Origin of the sequence: Paeniglutamicibacter sulfureus (assembly GCF_039535115.1) — a bacterium.
In the GTDB taxonomy this organism is placed as follows: Bacteria; Actinomycetota; Actinomycetes; order Actinomycetales; family Micrococcaceae; genus Paeniglutamicibacter; species Paeniglutamicibacter sulfureus.
The window spans coordinates 2,747,728-2,764,226 of the sequence record NZ_BAAAWO010000001.1 but is presented as its reverse complement, the minus strand read 5'-3'; the positions used below and the strand labels follow the sequence as shown (position 1 = coordinate 2,764,226).

Below are 16,499 nucleotides of genomic sequence, written 5' to 3'. Positions count from 1 at the left end.
CGAAGGATGCTGTCGAGACCAAACGGTGCTGCGGAGGGGCGGGTGGTTCCTTCGTTGCGCAGTGGTGCGGGGGCTGCGCGGGCGTTGCCGGGGGACTCGGTCTAATCACGGAAGGCAATGCGCGAGAGCAGTTCGCGCAGGGTCTCTTGTTCGGGCTTGCTCAGCATCGCCATGGCAATGGCTTCACCTTCGGCCGTGGCCGTCCGTGCCTTCTTGTAAAGCTGCTCGCCGGCCTTCGTCCCGGTGATGACCTTCGAGCGGCGGTCGTTGGGGTCGGCGGTCCGCTCGACCAGCCCCTCGCCCTCCAGCGCGTCCACCAGCGGCACGATCTGGCTCGGATCCAGCGAAAGGAATTCCGCCAGTTCGCGCTGCGTGGGTGCCAGCCCGCTGCAGGCCAGCGAGAGCACCGAGTAGGAGCGGACCTTTAGCCCCAGCGGGGCCAGGAGCCTGTTGGCGCGTGCCGATCCCAGTGAGCGGGTGCGGGCGGTGAGGAACTCGATGTCTCCCGCCAGTTCGCTGTCCAGGAATCGGTCAATGGTGTTCATGGTGGTGCCCGGCTTGGTCGCCATGCTGCTGCCCCTCGGGATTGATAAGAAACTTAATCGTTGACTTTATCAAGAGTTTAAGTTGTTATGTATATAGCAAGGTTCCCACGACAGGGTCGGCGGGGGCAATAACTACCCTTGAAGGAGCAGACATGTCACTGGCTGGAAAAGTTGCAATCGTTACCGGCAGCGGCCGCGGACTCGGCCTGAGCTACGCGCAGGAACTGGCCCGCCAGGGTGCCGCAGTGGCCATCAACGACGTCGATGCAGACGTGGCCGCCGAGGCCGTAGCCTCGATCAACGCGGCGGGCGGCAAGGCCGTGTCGGTCGTGGCCCCCGTTGGTTCCACTGAAACCGCCAAGGCGCTCGTGGCCTCCGCCGTGGAAAACTTCGGGCGCCTGGACATCCTGGTCACCAACGCCGGCGTCCTGCGCGACAAGTCGATCCTGAAGATGACCGACGAGGACTTCGACCTGGTCATCAACGTGCACCTGCGCGGCACCTTCACCTGCGTCCGCGAGGCCTACGGCTACTTCAAGGAAAACAACATCGCCGGCCGCATCATCACCATCGGCTCGCCGACCGGGCAGCGCGGCAACTTCGGCCAGACCAACTACGCCGCCGCCAAGGCCGGCATTGTGGGCATGGTGCGCACCTGGGCCATGGAAATGAAGCGCGCCGGGGTCACCGTCAACGCCGTCATCCCTGTGGCAGCCACCGCCATGACCAAGACCGTCCCGTTCTTCGCCAAGGCCGTCGAGGCCGACGAGCGCGGCGAAGCCATGCCGGACTTCTTCCGCAAGGAACTGGGCTTCGGCACCGCCGACGACGTCGCCGGACTCATCGCCTTCCTCGCCTCGGAGGAAGCCGGCAACATCACCGGCCAGGCGATCGGCGCCGGCGGGGACCGCCTGCAGCTCTGGAGCCACCCGGAGGCCATCGCCTCGGAATTCAACGACGGCGGCTGGGATTACGCCGCCTTGCGCGAACGCTTCCCGTTCTCCGATAACCTGCAGTCGGTCGGCGAGACGTTCCCCGAGCTGCCGGCCGAGCTGCAGCCCGAACCGGCCGCCAAGTAGAAAGCACCCGCACCACGATGAGCGTTCGCTACGAATCCAGGATCGACCTTGAGGCGATCACCGCAATCGACATGCACGTGCATGTCGAGGTCGACGATTGCGGGCACAAGGCCATGCCGGAGGACCTCTTCGAGGCCTCGGCCGCGTACTTCAAGTCCGAGGAACGCACGCCTTCGGTGGATCGCATCGCGCAGGTCTACCGCGACGCGAAGATGGCCGCGGTGCTCTTTACCGTCGACGCGCGCACCGCGCTGGGCCACGAGCCGAACTCCATTGACGACCTGGTGGCCGGGGCCGCGCGCAACAACGACGTGCTGATCCCCTTCGGCTCCGTCGACCCGCGCACCGGCCCGGCCGCGATCACCGAGGCGCGCCGCCAGGCGGACGAGCTCGGGGTGCGCGGCTTCAAGTTCCATCCCTCGCTGCAGGGATTTGACCCCTCCTCCCAGGAGTTCTACCCGCTGTGGGAGGTGCTCCAGGAACTGGGGCTGCCGTGCATCTTCCACACCGGGCAGAACGGCATGGGCGCCGGGCTTCCCGGCGGGCGGGGCATCAAGCTGCGCTACTCCAACCCGCTGCTGCTCGACGACGTGGCCGCGGACTTCCCGGGGCTGACCATCATCATGGCCCACCCCTCGGTGCCGTGGCAGGACGAGGCCAACTCGATCGCCACGCACAAGGCGAACGTGTTCATCGATCTTTCGGGCTGGAGCCCGAAGTACTTCCCGGCATCGCTGGTGAAGATGAGCAACAACGTGCTCTCGACCAAGGTGCTCTTCGGCACCGATTACCCGTTGATCACCCCGGCAAAGTGGCTCGGAGCCTTCGCCGAGCTGCCGTTGAAGGACGAGGTTCGCCCGCTGATCTTGAAGGAGAACGCGGTGCGGGTGCTGGGACTGGGCAAGTCATGACCGATTTCTACCCCAGTGACCAGTACGGCTTCGCCCGGATGCTGTCCGACGCCGAACGGGCGGCGCTGCTGCGCCTGCGCGCCGTGCTTGATACGCACGTGCGTCCGGTGCTCGCCGACCATTGGGAGCGCGGGGAATTCCCCGAATCCATCGTCGCCCCGCTGATCGAGCTGGACATGATGCGCCCGGCCGAGGTGCTGGCCGCCGGCGAACAGGTTCGCGGCCTCTTCGGGGGCTTTAGGAACTTCGAGCTGGCCCGGGTGGACGCCTCGGTGGTCACCTTCTACAACGCCCAGTCCGGGCTGTTCCGCACCACGGTGAACCTGGGCGGCAGTCCGGAGCAGGCCGCGGAGCTGGATCCGCGCATCGCCTCTTACGAATACAAGGGCGTCTTCGCGCTCACCGAACCGGACCATGGATCGGACATCGCCGGGGGACTGGATACCGCTGCCACCTTCGAGCCCGGGGCCGACGGCGGGCACTGGATCATCAACGGGGCCAAGCGCTGGATCGGCGGAGCGGCCCAGGCGGACGTGCTGGCCGTCTTCGCCCGCGACACCGCGGACGGAAAGGTCAAGTGCTTCCTGGTTCCCACCGATGCCCCCGGGTTGAAGCTGAGCAAGATCGAGCGCAAGACCAGCCTGCGGATCATGCAGAACGCCGACATCGAATTGGTTGACGTCACGGTTCCGGAGACGGCGCGGCTGGCGAACATCAACTCTTTCGCCGACGTCGCGGCGTGCCTGCGCAACATGCGCTCGGACGTCGCCTGGATCGCCGCAGGCGCGGCGGCCGGCGCCTACGAGGCAGCGCTGAAATACGTCACCGAACGCCACCAGTTCGGCAAGCCGCTGGCGTCCTTCCAATTGATCCAGGAAAAGCTCGCCACGATGCTCACCAACGTGACAGCCTCCCTGGCCATGGTCACCAGCCTGACCCAGGCCCAGGACGAGGGCATCTACAAGGACGAGAACTCGGCCATGGCCAAGATGTTCACCGCGCGCATGCTGCGCGAGACCGCTGCCCTGGCGCGGGAGGTCTGCGGGGGCAACGGCATCGTGCTTGACTACGATGTCGCCCGTTTCCACGCCGACGCCGAGGCCATCTATTCCTACGAGGGCACCGACGAGATCAACGCGTTGATCCTCGGCCGGGCCATCACCGGCATCGGGGCCTTCCGCTAGGCCAGGGCCCCGGCACCGCCAAAATTCCTACCAAACACGTCAACACAAACCACTTAATACATAAGGAGTACCCATCATGGGCCAGACAGTTCTTTCCTACGAACAGCTCGCAACCGCCGCCGGCACCGACCTGGGCTACAGCGACTTCCGCACCGTCACCCAGGACCAGGTCAACACGTTCGCCGACGCGACCGATGACCACCAGTGGATCCACACCGACCCGGAGAAGGCCAAGGACGGACCCTTCGGCGGACCGATCGCCCACGGATACTTGTCCCTGAGCCTGCAGATCGCCTTCTGGTCCGAGCTCTTTGACGTCACCGGGGTCTCCACCCGCGTGAACTACGGCCTGGACAAGGTCCGCTTCCCCTCGCCGGTGCCCGTCGGTGCACAGATCCGCATGAAGGCTCAGATTTCCGAGGTTGAAGAGGTCAAGGGCGGCTACCAGATCGCCGTCGACCAGGTCGTCGAGGTCGAGGGCGCCCCGAAGCCGGCCGTGGTGTCCCGCGGCATCTACCGGTTCTACGCCTAGCCGTCGTTCCGGGCACGCCGCGCGGCGGCTGGCCCGGTGCGGCTGACCCAGGTGAGCGCGGGAAGCCCCGCGCCCACCTGGGGCGCCCCCCTTGTGCCCGAAATTGCACAGCCCCCACACTTGAACACACCTCGGCAGCGCCATCGAAACAGCGGTGGATGGAAGGAGAAACGCTCATGTTGAACCAAGGACTTGGAAGCTGGATCCACAAACGCCGCGTGAAGTCGCACGGACAAGCGGCCGTCATTGACGGCGCGGTGACGCTGCGCTACGAAGAGCTGGCCGAGCGCATCGACAGGCTGGCCAACGCGCTCGCGGGTGCGGGGATCGGGCGCGGGGACCGCGTGGCCTACCTGGGCAACAACCATCCCGCCTTCCTCGAGACGCTCTTTGCCTGCGGCAGCCTCGGCGCGATATTTGTTCCGGTCAACACCAGGCTGGCACCGCGCGAGGTGGCCTTTGCCCTGCAGGATTCCGGAACCAGCCTGCTGGTCAACGCCCGCCAGTTGGAGTCCCTGGCCGTGGCGGCCACCGAGATCGCCCCCGTCGCCGCGCGGCTCGTCGTGGAGGAGAACCCCGAGACCGCGGGGTCCTACGAGGCGGCCATCCGCTCGGCTTCGGCGGAACACCGGGACGAGCCCGTCGCGCTTGAGGACACCGCCATCATCCTCTACACCTCCGGCACCACCGGGAACCCCAAGGGCGCGATCCTGACCCACGGGAACATGACGTGGAATTCGCTGAACGTGCTGGTCGACTACGACGTCACCAGTACCCAGGTGGCGTTGATGATCGCACCGATGTTCCACGTCGCTTCCCTGGGGATGGGCGCGCTGCCCACCCTGCTCAAGGGCGGAACCCTGGTCCTGCAGGACCGCTTCGAGCCCTCGGCTGTGCTGGCGGCCATCGAACGCCACGGCGTCACCGCGCTCTCCGGGGTGCCGACCACCTACCAAATGCTCGCCGAGCACCCCGCGTGGGATGCCACCGATCTTTCCTCGATCCGCATGCTCACCTGCGGCGGATCCGCCGTCCCGATGCGGGTGCTTGAGGCCTACGAGGCCCGCGGGTTGTCCTTTTCCGGGGGCTACGGCATGACGGAAACCGCCCCGGGGGCCACGTCGCTGCAACCCGAGTACTCCCGCGAAAAGGCCGGATCGGCCGGGCTTGCGCACTTCTTCACCGGCATCCGCGTCGTCGACGCCCTGGGGGAGGACCTTCCAGCCCACGAGGTCGGGGAAATCCTGATCGAGGGCCCCAACGTGATCCCCGGCTACTGGAACCGGGAGGACGCCACGGCGTCCTCCTTCCAGGACGGGACGTGGTTCAAGTCCGGCGACATGGGGTACCTGGACGACCAGGGTTTCCTCTTCATCTCGGACCGCCTGAAGGACATGATCATTTCCGGCGGGGAAAACGTCTACCCGGCCCAGGTAGAGCAGGCCATCATGGAACTGCCCGCGGTGGCCTCCGTGGCGGTGATCGGCGTTCCGGACGAGAAATGGGGCGAGGCCGTGCATGCGGTCATCGTTCCCGCGGAGGGACAGCACGTCACGCGCGAGGACATCGCCGCCCACCTCGATGGGAAGCTTGCCCGCTACAAGATCCCGCGCACCATCGAGGTCGTTGCGGACCTGCCGCGCACTGCCAGCGGAAAGATCCGCAAGACCGACCTGCGCGAGAGCCACCGCAAGAGCACCCTGGCCTGAGCCCGGGGCAAGACTACGGAGGCGGGGGAAGACACAAGCGTGTCTTCCCCCGCCTCCGGCGTTTCCCGGCTGCGGGGCGAACGGCCACCTGCCTTCCTGCCCGCTGACACGGGCCCCGCAGCCCATGTGCCAAGACCGACCAGAGCATTCAATGAACAATTATTGATTTACTCAATGGTTTGGTTTAGGTTGTAGATATGGCCTGTGGCGAGGGTCACACATCGCAAATGAAGCCGGGGTTTCTTGGCCCCCGGACTAGCAAGGAGAACTCATGAAGAAGCGTCTTTCCACGCTCATCGCAGGCGCCTCGATTGCCGCGCTGGCGCTGACCGGTTGCGGCCAGGGCTCGATTTCCGGCTCGGCCGCGTCCGACAGCGAGTCGGCGGGCGCCTCGGGCGACGGCGCGTTGACGAAGGTGGTCGTCGGGGTCTTGCCCATCGCTCCGTCCGTGGCGGTGAAGTACGGAATCGACAAGGGGATTTTCGAAAAGCACGGGCTGGACGTGGAATTCACGACCAGTTCGGCCGGTGCCGCGATGCTGCCCGCTGTCTCCACCGGGGACCTGAACTTTGCCGTCGGCAACCCGCTCTCCGTGCTGACCGCCGTGGACAAGGGCCTGGACATGAAAATCGTCTCCGGCTACTCGGATTCCAAGGCCGAGGGCGATGACATCAACGGCGTGGTCGTGCGCGCCGACTCGGGGATCAAGGACTTTGCCGGCCTGGCGGGCAAGACCACCTCGGTCAATGCACTGAAGACGCAAGGCGACCTGACCATCATGGAATCAGCCACGATCGACGGCGGGGACGCGGGCGCCCTGAAATTCTCGGAGATGCCGTTCCCGGACATGGAAGCCCAGCTCGACCGCGGCAACATGGACGCCGTCTGGCTCCCGGAGCCGTTCCTGTCCAAGGCCCTGGCCAACCCGGACAACGAACTGCTTGGCTACCCGAACCAGAAGGCCATCCCGGGCTTGCCGACCATGGTCAGCTTCACCAGCGGCAAGTACGCCCAGGAAAACCCCGAGGTCGTCGCCGACTTCAAGGCCGCAATGACCGAAACCTTGGCAGCGGCCGAGGACGACCAGGCCGGCGCCAAGGCCATGTTGCCGGAATTCATGAAGATGGACGCCAAGGTGGCCGAAAACCTGAAGATGGAAACCTGGGACGGCGTCGTGCCCAGCGATCAGCTGGCCAAGCTCGCCGAACTCGCAGCCAAGCTCGAATTCCTCTCCAAGGCCCCGGACGTCGAGGCCATGACCGTCAAGTAGCGGCCGCGCCCCGGGGCGCGGCATGCAGCAACCAGCGTGCGGCGCGGAGGGCACTCCCGCGCCGCACGCCCAACGATCCATGGCGGGGCATCCCGCCGCACCCACCGTCAAGGCACGATGAGGATTCATGAGAAACAAACTTACACTCGCAATGGCCGCACTGGGGATCCTGGCCCTGGGCGCCTGCGGTTCGGGGTCGCCCAGCGGCCAGACCGCCTCCACGGCCGCGGATGGCGGAGCCGGCCTGGAGAAAATCACCGTCGGAGTCATCCCGATCGTGGACACCGCGCCGATCTTCTTGGGTGACTCCAAGGGCTTCTTCGAAGCCGAGGGCCTGGACCTGGACATCCAGACTGCCACTGGCGGCTCGGCCATCGTGCCGGGGATACAATCCGGAAGCTACGACTTCGCCTTCTCCAACTACGTCTCGCTCATGGTCGCCAACGACAAGGGCCTGAGCATGAAGGTCGTAGCCAACGGCGTGACCACCTCCGGGAACGAGGACGGGGACTTCGGTGCCGTGGTGGTCCCGAAGGACTCGCCCATCAAGAGTCCGAAGGACCTGGCAGGCAAGAAGGTCTCGGTGAACAACCTTTCCAACATCGGAGACATCACCGTTTCGCAGGTCGTCAAGGACGACGGCGGGGACCCGAGCACCGTTGACTTCGTCGAGGTTCCGTTCCCCGAGGCCCCGGCGGCCCTGGAAAACGGCATCGTGGATGCCGCCTGGATCCTCGATCCCTTCCTGGTCCAGGCCAAGGGCGACGGCGCGCGGGTCGTGAGCAACAACTTCTCCGACTTCGATCCGGAACTGGACATCGCCGGCTACTTCACCTCCACGGACAAGGTCGCCGCCGAACCCGAGCTGACGGCCAAATTCCAGCGCGCCATGAACAAGTCGCTGGAATACGCGAACGAGAACCCGCAGGAGGTCCGCGACATCGTGGGCACCTACACCAAGATCGACGAGGAAACCCGCGCCAAGCTGGTGCTGCCGCGCTACCGCGTGGACATCAACAAGGACGCAGCACAGAAGCTCGGCGATGCGACCCGGGAATTCGGGGCCATTTCCAAGCCTGTTGACCTCGAGGCCCTGTTGCCATGACCCAAACGACCGAACAATCGACGCGCGCCGCGGTGAAGGCCAAGGCCTCCCGCGTGCCGTCCAAGGGTCTGCCGAAGTGGGTGTTGGGTCTGGTGGGCATCGTGGTGTTCCTGGGGTTCTGGGAGCTGATGCCGGCACTGGGCGTGGTGCAGGCGAAGTACCTTCCCCCGGCTTCCGAGGTCATTGCGGCACTGGTGACCGACTTGGGTTTGAGCGCGTTCTGGGTGGCCGTGGGTGACACCATGGCCGCCTGGGCGATCGGGTTGGCGATCGCGGTGGTGGCCGCGCTGGTGTTGGGCCTGGTGATCGGGATGTCCCCGTTCCTGCGCCGCTTCACCAACTCGTCCATCGAGTTTTTGCGTCCGATCCCGTCGGTGGCGTTGATCCCGTTGGCGGTGTTGCTCTTTGGCATCAAGATCGAGTCCTCGCTGCTGCTGATCGTTTACGCCTGCTTCTGGCAGGTGCTGATCCAGGTGCTTTACGGGGTGGCGGACGTGGACAACGTGGCGATGCAGACTGCGCGGTCCTACGGCTTTTCCTACGCGCAGCGGGTGCGGGACGTTGTGTTCCCGACCATGTTGCCGTACCTGATGACGGGTATCCGATTGGCCGCCTCGGTGGCGCTGATCCTGGCGATCACCGCGGAGTTGCTGATCGGGTCCCCGGGTCTGGGCAAGGAGATTGCCCTGGCGCAGTCCGGCGGCGCGATCTCGGGGATGTATGCGTTGATCCTGGCCACCGGGTTCCTGGGAGTGGGCATCAACGCGGTGACGCGTGTGGTGGAGAAGCGGGTCCTGTCCTGGCACCCGTCGGTTCGCGGGGAGGCGACGGTATGAAAACCCTGAAATCCTTCGGCTACCTGTTGGGGTTGCCGCTGATCTTGTTGGCCTGGTGGTGGCTGGCCACCTCCGGGGAGCCGAACTTCTTCGTGCCCACCCCGGCGAAGCTTCTGACGACGTTCGTGGAGACCTGGTTCGGGGAGCGGATGCTCACCGACGTGCTGCCGAGCATCATGCGCCTTCTGGTCGGCGTGCTGGCCGCGATCGTGCTGGGCATTGTGCTGGGGCTGGCCGTGGGCCTGAACCGCACGCTGCGTGCGGTGACCGAGCCGGTGTTCGAGTTCTTCCGCGCGCTGCCGCCGCCGGTGCTGGTGCCGGTGCTGATGCTGCTGGTGGGCATCAACGACGGGATGAAGATCGCCGTGATCATCTCCGGGTGCGTCTGGCCGGTGCTGCTGAACACCATCGAGGGCGTGCGTTCCATCGACCCGGTGCAGAACGAGACCTCGCGGTCCTACGGGATCACCGGGTTCTCCCGGATCCGCTACCAGATCCTGCCTTCGGCGACCCCGACGATCATGGCCGGGGTGCGCCAGGCGCTGTCCATCGGGTTGATCCTGATGGTCATCTCCGAGATGTTTGCCTCGTCCTCCGGGCTGGGTTTCACCATCGTGCAGTTCCAGCGGTCCTTCGCGGTCCCGGAGATGTGGTCCGGCATCGTGGTGTTGGGCCTGATCGGTGTGGCCTTGTCCTTTATTTTCCAATGGGTCCAGCGGCGCGTGCTGCGCTGGTACCACGGCCTGAAAGAGGTTGAAAATGCTGTCTAACAATCCCACGTCCCACCAAGGCGGGCGGACCCTGCCCGAGGGGCAGGCGCTGCTGTCGGTCCGCGGGCTGAAGAAGGTCTATCACACCGATGCCGGGGACATCGAGGCGGTGCGGAACCTGACCTTTGATTTGGGCCGCGGCGAGCTGGTCTGCCTGGTCGGGCCCTCGGGCTCGGGCAAGACGACGCTGCTCAAGTGCATTGCCGGGCTGTTGGGCACCACCGCCGGGGAGGTGCTCCTGGACGGGCAAAAGGTCACCGGGCCGCCGAAGAAGATGGCGGTGGTGTTCCAGGAATACGGCCGCTCCCTCTTCCCCTGGCTGCGGGTGGCCGAGAATGTCGAGTTGCCGCTGAAAAACGCCGGGGTTCCCAAGGAGGAACGCAAGCGCCTGGTGGCAGAGGCGCTGGAGGCGGTGGGCCTGGCGCACGTGCCCAAGTCCTATCCGTGGCAGCTCTCCGGCGGCATGCAGCAGCGCGTGGCGATCGCCCGCGCCGTGGCCTACCAGCCGGAGGTTCTGCTGATGGACGAGCCCTTCGCCGCGGTGGACGCGCAGACCCGTGCGGACCTGGAGGATTTGATCCGCAGCGTCTGGAAGAAGCTGGGCGTCACGGTCCTGTTCGTCACCCACGACATCGACGAGTCGATCTACCTGGGGGAGCGGGTGATCATCCTGTCCTCCTCCCCGACGATCGTGCAGGAGGACATCGTGATCGACCTTCCGGCCGAGCGGGACCAACTGGAGACCCGGTCGCTGCCGCGCTTCACCGAGCTGCGCCACCACGTGTATGCGGAGATCCAGAAGGCCAAGCAGGGGCACCGCCCCGAGGAAGCCATCACCATGACCGCCAAGTAGCGCCTTGGTCGACCAACGACGCAGGGCCGCCGACTCCCGAGGGAGCCGGCGGCCCTGCGTCAGTGACCGGCCTACTTCCCGTAGGAGGTGCGCCATCCGCCTTGGTAATCGGCCCGGGCCACGTTCGAGTACGGCACCGGGCTGACCACCACGCGGGCCTCGAACTGGCGGTGCTCCTCGACGGTGGTCTTCTTCGTCCCGCCGTCGGGCTCGCCCCAGACCACCCGCAGCTCGGTGCCCTCCGGAACATCCGGATCGACCACGGCCAGGGACAGGCCGCGGCGCTCATTGGAGCTGTAGCCGGTGAACATGGACAGGCCCACGGTCTTGCCGTCGGCATCGATGACGCGGTCGTAGTTCGAGGATCCGTAGTTGGCCAGCGGCAGGTCGAAGTACTTGTAGGGGAGGGCGTCCGGATCGAGCATGGAGGTCAGGATGGCGCCCAGGTCCTCGGCGTTCCAAGCCAGGGTGACCTTCTTGCGCTGGGTGGCCGGATCGATCTTCTCCAGTGCCTCGCGGCCGATGAAGTCGTGGTCGAATTTCACGAAGGACCCGTATCCGAGCTCCCAGGGCGTGTGGTAATAGTCTTCGATATTCGGTGAAACGAAGCTGCCCGCCACGGCATTGAGCGCCTCGTAGCTGTCCGCGCCCAACCATTCGCGGTAGCCGCGCAGCTCCTCTCCGGTGTAGATCCCCGGCAGCGGGGAAGGAATCCAACCGGATTCCAGGGTGTTGGAGGGATACGCCCTGGCTCCGACGGGAACCATTCCGAATTCGGCCCCCGCATTCAAGACGGCCTCGCGGATCACATCGTAGGAATCGTACGGACCCCAGATTTCCAACCCGGGTGCCCCTGCCATGCCGTGGCGCAGGGTGCGCACCTGCTGTCCGGCGATGGACATCGTGCCCATGGTAAAGAAGCGCTGTTGTTCCAGCGGCTCCCCATTCAGTTTTTCGATGATGTTCCAGGCCTGCGGTCCCTGGATCTGGAAACGCCAGTACTTGCGTTGCACCGGCTTGCCCATGGGGCGCGAGGGGGAGCGGCGGTCCACCTCGATCTGCACGTCGTACCCGCCGGTTTCCGCCTGGAAGAGCAGCCAGTTGGCTGCCGGCGCCCGGCCCACATAGACGTACTCGTCCTGCGCCTCGTGGAAGAGGATGCCGTCGCCGATGACGTGTCCGGCGGGGGTCGTGGGCACGTATTGCTTGGCCCGGTTGACCGGGAAGGAGACGACGCTGTTGATCGCGGTGTCCGAGATGAGCTTCAGGGCGTCCGGACCCTTGATGAAGAGGTTGTCCATGTGGTGCGTCTGGTCGTAGAGCACTGCGGACTCCCGCCACGCGCGCTGTTCACTGCGCCAGTTGGAGAATTCCGGGGCCACGACCGGGTAGACGTAGGCACCAAGCTGGGAATTGCGCAACAGCTCGACGGTGTTTCCGGCGGCATCCAGGACGTCTTGTAGGTTCTTGGGTGACATGCGAGAAGGCTTCCTTTCCTTGGGGGAGCGGTGCCCGCAACGACGGGGTCCGCCCTGGAACTCGAAGGCGCAGCCTACCGGCCGCTACCCTGACCCTAAGCCACCCAACTCACTAAGTCGATAGCTATTCACGCGAAAATCAGGCCGCGCCCGCCTGACGGTGATCGAGGTGAGGGTCCACAAGTTGGCGAGGCGCAAAAGATTAGTTCCAAACTCTCCCCAAATCACTATCAAAATAGGTAGTATGCGACGTACATCACTCGTCGTTCGGGGAGACCCCCGAGAATCCTGGAGACCAGCATGAAAAAGATCAAGGGGGCCCTGGCCCTGCTTGCGGCATTGAGCCTGGCCGCCTGCGGCAGCGGATCGCCGTCGAGCGGCCCGGCCGAATCGTCCACGGGGGCGGCGACCGGCAGTGGTGCGGCCACCGCGCTGGAACAGATCGAGGTTGGCGTGATCCCGATCGTCGACGTTGCCCCGATCTATCTTGGCGTCAAGGAGGGGCTCTTTGAAAAGGAAGGCCTAGACGTCAAGCTGACCCTGGCCCAAGGCGGAGCGGCCATCGTCCCGGCCATCACGAGCAAGCAGATGGACTTCGGCTTCTCGAACGTCACCTCCATGATCGTGGCCCGTTCAAAGAACCTGCCGCTGAAGATGGTGGCGCCCGGGGGCAGCTCCACCGGCGACACCAAGGCGGACTTTGCCGCGGTGATGACCAAGCCGGACAGCGGCATCAAGGACATCAAGGACCTGGTGGGAAAGAAGGTCGCCGTGAACACCCTGAACAACATTTCCGACTCCACCATCAGCGAGGCCGTGAAGCTGGCTGGCGGAGACTACACGAAGGTTCAATTCGTGGAGATGGGCTTCCCCGACATGGCGGCACAGCTCGCTGCCGGCAACGTCGATGCGATGGCGGCGGTCGAACCCTTCGTGACCATCTCCGAGGCAGACGGAAACGTTCCGGTCTTCTCCAACTACGCCGAGCCGGTCGATGACCTGACCGTCGCCGTCTACTTCACCTCGGATGAGTACATCGAGGAGAATCCCGAAACGGCGGCCAAGTTTGCCCGGGCCATGATTGCCTCGCAGAAGTTCGCCGATGAGAACCCGGATAAGGCCAAGGCGGTTCTTCCCGACTACACCTCGCTGGAACCGGACGTGATTGAGAAGCTCACGATGCCCCGCTTCTACACCGAGGTGAATGAGGCTTCCATTGAGAAGATTGCCGAGATCTCGCTGGACCGCGGGCTCATCGAGCAGGTCCCGGATCTTGTGGCACTGCTGCCTGCCAAGTAGCACGCAGATGACATGACGGCGGTGGCCCGCCGGGAATGGGATTTCCCGGCGGGCCACCGTTGTCGCATGTTGTTGGGCGTCAGCGATGTGCGGCGACCCAGTCCGCGGTCGTCTCGATGCCGCCGAAGGTGTAGAAATGCAGCTTGACCTCACCGTGGACTCCCGAATTATAGTGCCGTGCCAGATCGGCGATAAAGCGCTCGGGACCGGCGGTCCCGAGCAGATTGCCCAACGAAAACCCGTAGCGCTTGGCGACCCCGGCGGAGGAGACCACCCCGAACCTTCGTGCGTAGCCCAGCAGACGCTTGATTCCCGCGGGGCCCGGGACTCCGATGCGCGCCGGCAGCGTGATTCCACGGCCACGCAGCTCAGTGAGCCAGTCCAGCACCGGAACGGTGTCGAATCCGAACTGGGTGATGATTTCCCCCTGCAGGCCCTGCTCTCGCAACGCTGCGTTCTTGGCCTCGAGTGCGGACCAAAGGGATTTGGCCTCGATGTCAGCGTGGCCATCGGGATAGCCGGCGATCGACACCTTTTCCACGCCGAATGCCTCGAGCCGGCCGGAGGTGATCAGCGACAGGGAATCGGGAAAGGGGCCGAGGGGCTCGGCCGGATCGCCTCCCACAGCAAAGACGTGGCTTGCCGCCTCGACTTGCCCCAGTGCCTTGAGGAAACCGTCAAGTTCAGCGTGGGATGAAAGCCTGCGGGCCGAAATGTGCGGCACGGGATGAAGTCCGGCCTTCTTGACGGCCGCGGCTGCCGCCACCCGCATCTCCAAGTCCTCGTTGCCTAAAAAGGTGACGTTGACCGGGGTTCTGGGCGGCAGTGCGGGTGACGCAGCTTCGAGTGCCGGGATGTCCTTGCCCGTCATTTCCAGGGAAAATCCGGCTAGCAGGTCGCCGACCGTGATGCTGGAATGGTCCGTTGCCATCGGTGTAGCCCCTTCCGCGCCCCGTGGGGCAGATCGACGTCATTGCCTATGCCCATAGGTATATCCCGGATGCCGGCCACTGTCCATGGCCCGAGATGGTGCGGCGGCACGGCGCGGTGCTCGAGGTTGACATCCGGCTACGGGCTCTGGCCGTCATCAAGGGCATGCGATGTTAGTCCGCTGGGGGCAAGGGGAGTCACTGCTCGCTGTTGAGCCGATCGACGAGCTTGAGTCCGCGCCGCGCCCAGGCGATCTCGGCTTCGGCCTGAGTGATGAGTCCCTCGTAGGTGAATGTCTTGTAGGCCTTGGTTTTCGCGCGGTCCGCATCTGAAGTCTTGGACAGGCGCCGGTTGAGCATGGCGCTGGTGCCGTCTTCTATCTCCGTGATCTTCTCCCGCCACTGTTCCAGCAGTCCGGTGTGGTGCTCGATGTGGACGCGCAGTTGTTCCTTGGCTGCTTCCGGGTCCGCCCATTCCAAGTAGGCGGCCTTCAGGTGCGCGGGGTCGCGGGTGCGCGCGTATTCCAGAGGGGTGTTCATCCAGGTCCTGAATGCCGCCTTGCCCGCCTCGGTGACATGGTACTGGCGTTTCTTGCCGCGCGGGCCCCAGGGGATTTCCTCGCCCTCGAGCAACCCCTCGGATTCCATGCGCTTGAGTTCCGGATAGATCTGGGAGTCGGGGGCATGCCACACATGTCCGACCGAGGACTCGAACTGCTTGTGCAGGTCGTATCCGGTCATCGGTTCGACGACGAGCAGGGCAAACAATGCGTTACGGAGACTCATGGCAACTTTCCTCGGACGCGGGTGTTGCAAATCACTATATCCGCAGTTAGTCTATGACCACCGCCACTAACTATGTCGATAGGTAGTTAGCTACCGTATCGAAAGGAAAATCCCATGACCGTCGTCTCCGCCACCAGCTCCACCACCAACAAGGTCCTGCCACACCCGCTGAACGCGTGGTACGTGGCCGGCTGGGACCACGAGGTCACGCGCAAGCCGATGTCCCGTCGCATTGCCAATCGCCCGGTGGCGCTTTACCGCACCGAGGACGGGAAGGCCGTTGCGCTGGCCGATGCCTGCTGGCACCGACTGGCCCCGCTGTCGAAGGGCAAGACCGTGGGCAAGGACGGGATCCAGTGCCCGTACCATGGGATCGTCTACAACTCGGCCGGCCGCTGCGTCTCGATGCCCGCCCAGGAAACCATCAACCCCTCGGCCACCGTTCCCTCCTTCCCGGTCGTGGAGCGCTACCGCTACGTGTGGGTTTGGCTGGGAGATCCGACCCTGGCCGACCCGGACCTGGTACCCGACATGCACCAGATGTCCAGCGACGAGTGGGCGGGGGACGGGCTCACCATCCACGCGGCCTGCAACTTCCAGCTGGTGCTGGACAACCTCATGGACCTCACCCACGAGGAATTCGTGCACTCCTCCACGATCGGGCAAGAGGAGCTGAGTGAATCGGACTTCGTCACCGTCCGCGAGGGCAACAAGGTCACGGTCACCCGCTGGATGCGCAATATCGACGCCCCGCCGTTCTGGGCGAAGAACATGCGCGACAAGTTCCCCGACTTCGAAGGCAAGGTCGACCGCTGGCAAATCATCAACTTCGAGGCCCCCTCCACCATCAACATTGACGTGGGCGTGGCCAAGGCCGGCACCGGAGCCCCGGAGGGCGACCGCAGCCAGGGCGTCAACGGATTCGTCATGAACACCATCACGCCGGAGACCGACCGCTCCTCCCACTACTTCTGGGCCTTCATGCGCAATTACCGCCTGGACAGCCAGCTGATCACCACCCAGCTGCGCGACGGCGTCCACGGGGTATTCGGCGAGGACGAGGAAATGCTCATGGCCCAGCAGGCAGCCATCGACGCCAACCCGGACTACGAGTTCTACAACCTGAACATCGATTCGGGCGGGATGTGGGTGCGCCGCATCCTCGAGGCGATGCTGGCCGCCGAGGGACGTCTGGCCGTCTCCGCCTAGGGGC

16 protein-coding genes are annotated in these 16,499 nt (G+C 64.9%); 12 read left to right on the top strand and 4 right to left on the bottom strand.

Translation table 11 applies throughout. The features are described from left to right. Positions 1–101: 101 nt before the first annotated feature. Positions 102–569 carry a MarR family winged helix-turn-helix transcriptional regulator gene (locus ABD687_RS12600; RefSeq protein WP_310290700.1) on the bottom strand — a complete coding sequence of 156 codons (468 nt, stop codon included), beginning with the start codon at positions 567–569 and terminating at the stop codon, positions 102–104. A gap of 128 nt (positions 570–697) precedes the next feature. On the opposite strand from ABD687_RS12600, the gene ABD687_RS12595 reads away from it, so the two are divergent. The 10 genes from ABD687_RS12595 to ABD687_RS12550 all read left to right on the top strand — a co-directional run bounded on the left by ABD687_RS12595 (position 698) and on the right by ABD687_RS12550 (position 10,794). Further along, positions 698–1,624 carry an SDR family NAD(P)-dependent oxidoreductase gene (locus ABD687_RS12595; protein WP_310290702.1) on the top strand — a complete coding sequence of 309 codons (927 nt, stop codon included), beginning with the start codon at positions 698–700 and terminating at the stop codon, positions 1,622–1,624. A 17-nt stretch (positions 1,625–1,641) separates the two neighbouring features. Next, on the top strand, positions 1,642–2,535 hold the full coding sequence (locus ABD687_RS12590; RefSeq protein WP_310290704.1) for an amidohydrolase family protein: 894 nt from the start codon (positions 1,642–1,644) through the stop codon (positions 2,533–2,535). Further along, positions 2,532–3,719 carry an acyl-CoA dehydrogenase family protein gene (locus ABD687_RS12585; RefSeq protein WP_310290706.1) on the top strand — a complete coding sequence of 396 codons (1,188 nt, stop codon included), beginning with the start codon at positions 2,532–2,534 and terminating at the stop codon, positions 3,717–3,719. Before ABD687_RS12590 ends, ABD687_RS12585 begins: the two co-directional genes overlap by 4 nt. A 76-nt stretch (positions 3,720–3,795) precedes the next feature. Further along, positions 3,796–4,251, top strand: coding sequence for a MaoC family dehydratase (locus ABD687_RS12580; RefSeq protein ID WP_302263863.1), 456 nt, complete (start codon positions 3,796–3,798; stop codon positions 4,249–4,251). 176 nt (positions 4,252–4,427) lie between these two features. Beyond that, positions 4,428–5,960, top strand: coding sequence for an acyl-CoA synthetase (locus tag ABD687_RS12575; protein WP_310290709.1), 1,533 nt, complete (start codon positions 4,428–4,430; stop codon positions 5,958–5,960). Positions 5,961–6,231: 271 nt separating this feature from the next. Next, entirely contained in the window at positions 6,232–7,230 is a 999-nt protein-coding gene (locus ABD687_RS12570; protein ID WP_310290711.1) for an ABC transporter substrate-binding protein, read from the top strand. A 127-nt stretch (positions 7,231–7,357) separates the two neighbouring features. After that, positions 7,358–8,335, top strand: coding sequence for an ABC transporter substrate-binding protein (locus tag ABD687_RS12565; protein ID WP_310290713.1), 978 nt, complete (start codon positions 7,358–7,360; stop codon positions 8,333–8,335). Next, on the top strand, positions 8,332–9,171 hold the full coding sequence (locus tag ABD687_RS12560; protein ID WP_310290714.1) for an ABC transporter permease: 840 nt from the start codon (positions 8,332–8,334) through the stop codon (positions 9,169–9,171). The genes ABD687_RS12565 and ABD687_RS12560 overlap by 4 nt, the downstream gene beginning before the upstream one ends. Then, positions 9,168–9,941 (top strand): ABC transporter permease, encoded by a 774-nt coding sequence (locus tag ABD687_RS12555; RefSeq protein WP_264268660.1) that lies wholly within the window; start codon positions 9,168–9,170, stop codon positions 9,939–9,941. Before ABD687_RS12560 ends, ABD687_RS12555 begins: the two co-directional genes overlap by 4 nt. After that, a complete protein-coding gene (locus tag ABD687_RS12550) occupies positions 9,931–10,794 on the top strand; it encodes an ABC transporter ATP-binding protein (RefSeq protein ID WP_310290716.1) in 864 nt (287 codons plus the stop codon). The genes ABD687_RS12555 and ABD687_RS12550 overlap by 11 nt, the downstream gene beginning before the upstream one ends. A gap of 71 nt (positions 10,795–10,865) precedes the next feature. On the opposite strand, the gene ligM is transcribed toward ABD687_RS12550, so the two are convergent. After that, positions 10,866–12,272 (bottom strand): vanillate/3-O-methylgallate O-demethylase, encoded by a 1,407-nt coding sequence (gene ligM, locus ABD687_RS12545; RefSeq protein ID WP_310290717.1) that lies wholly within the window; start codon positions 12,270–12,272, stop codon positions 10,866–10,868. A gap of 300 nt (positions 12,273–12,572) precedes the next feature. Here ligM and ABD687_RS12540 point away from each other — a divergent pair, with 300 nt between their 5' ends. Continuing rightward, the gene (locus ABD687_RS12540; protein ID WP_310290719.1) at positions 12,573–13,571 is read left to right on the top strand and encodes an ABC transporter substrate-binding protein; all 999 of its coding nucleotides are present in this window, start codon (positions 12,573–12,575) and stop codon (positions 13,569–13,571) included. Between the two features lie 79 nt (positions 13,572–13,650). Here ABD687_RS12540 and ABD687_RS12535 read toward each other — a convergent pair whose 3' ends face one another. Continuing rightward, positions 13,651–14,502 (bottom strand): methylenetetrahydrofolate reductase, encoded by an 852-nt coding sequence (locus ABD687_RS12535; protein WP_310290721.1) that lies wholly within the window; start codon positions 14,500–14,502, stop codon positions 13,651–13,653. 196 nt (positions 14,503–14,698) lie between these two features. After that, positions 14,699–15,286, bottom strand: a complete 588-nt coding sequence (locus ABD687_RS12530) for a PadR family transcriptional regulator (protein WP_264268665.1) — start codon at positions 15,284–15,286, stop codon at positions 14,699–14,701. A gap of 114 nt (positions 15,287–15,400) precedes the next feature. On the opposite strand from ABD687_RS12530, the gene ABD687_RS12525 reads away from it, so the two are divergent. Continuing rightward, on the top strand, positions 15,401–16,495 hold the full coding sequence (locus ABD687_RS12525; protein ID WP_264268666.1) for a Rieske 2Fe-2S domain-containing protein: 1,095 nt from the start codon (positions 15,401–15,403) through the stop codon (positions 16,493–16,495). Positions 16,496–16,499 lie beyond the last annotated feature (4 nt).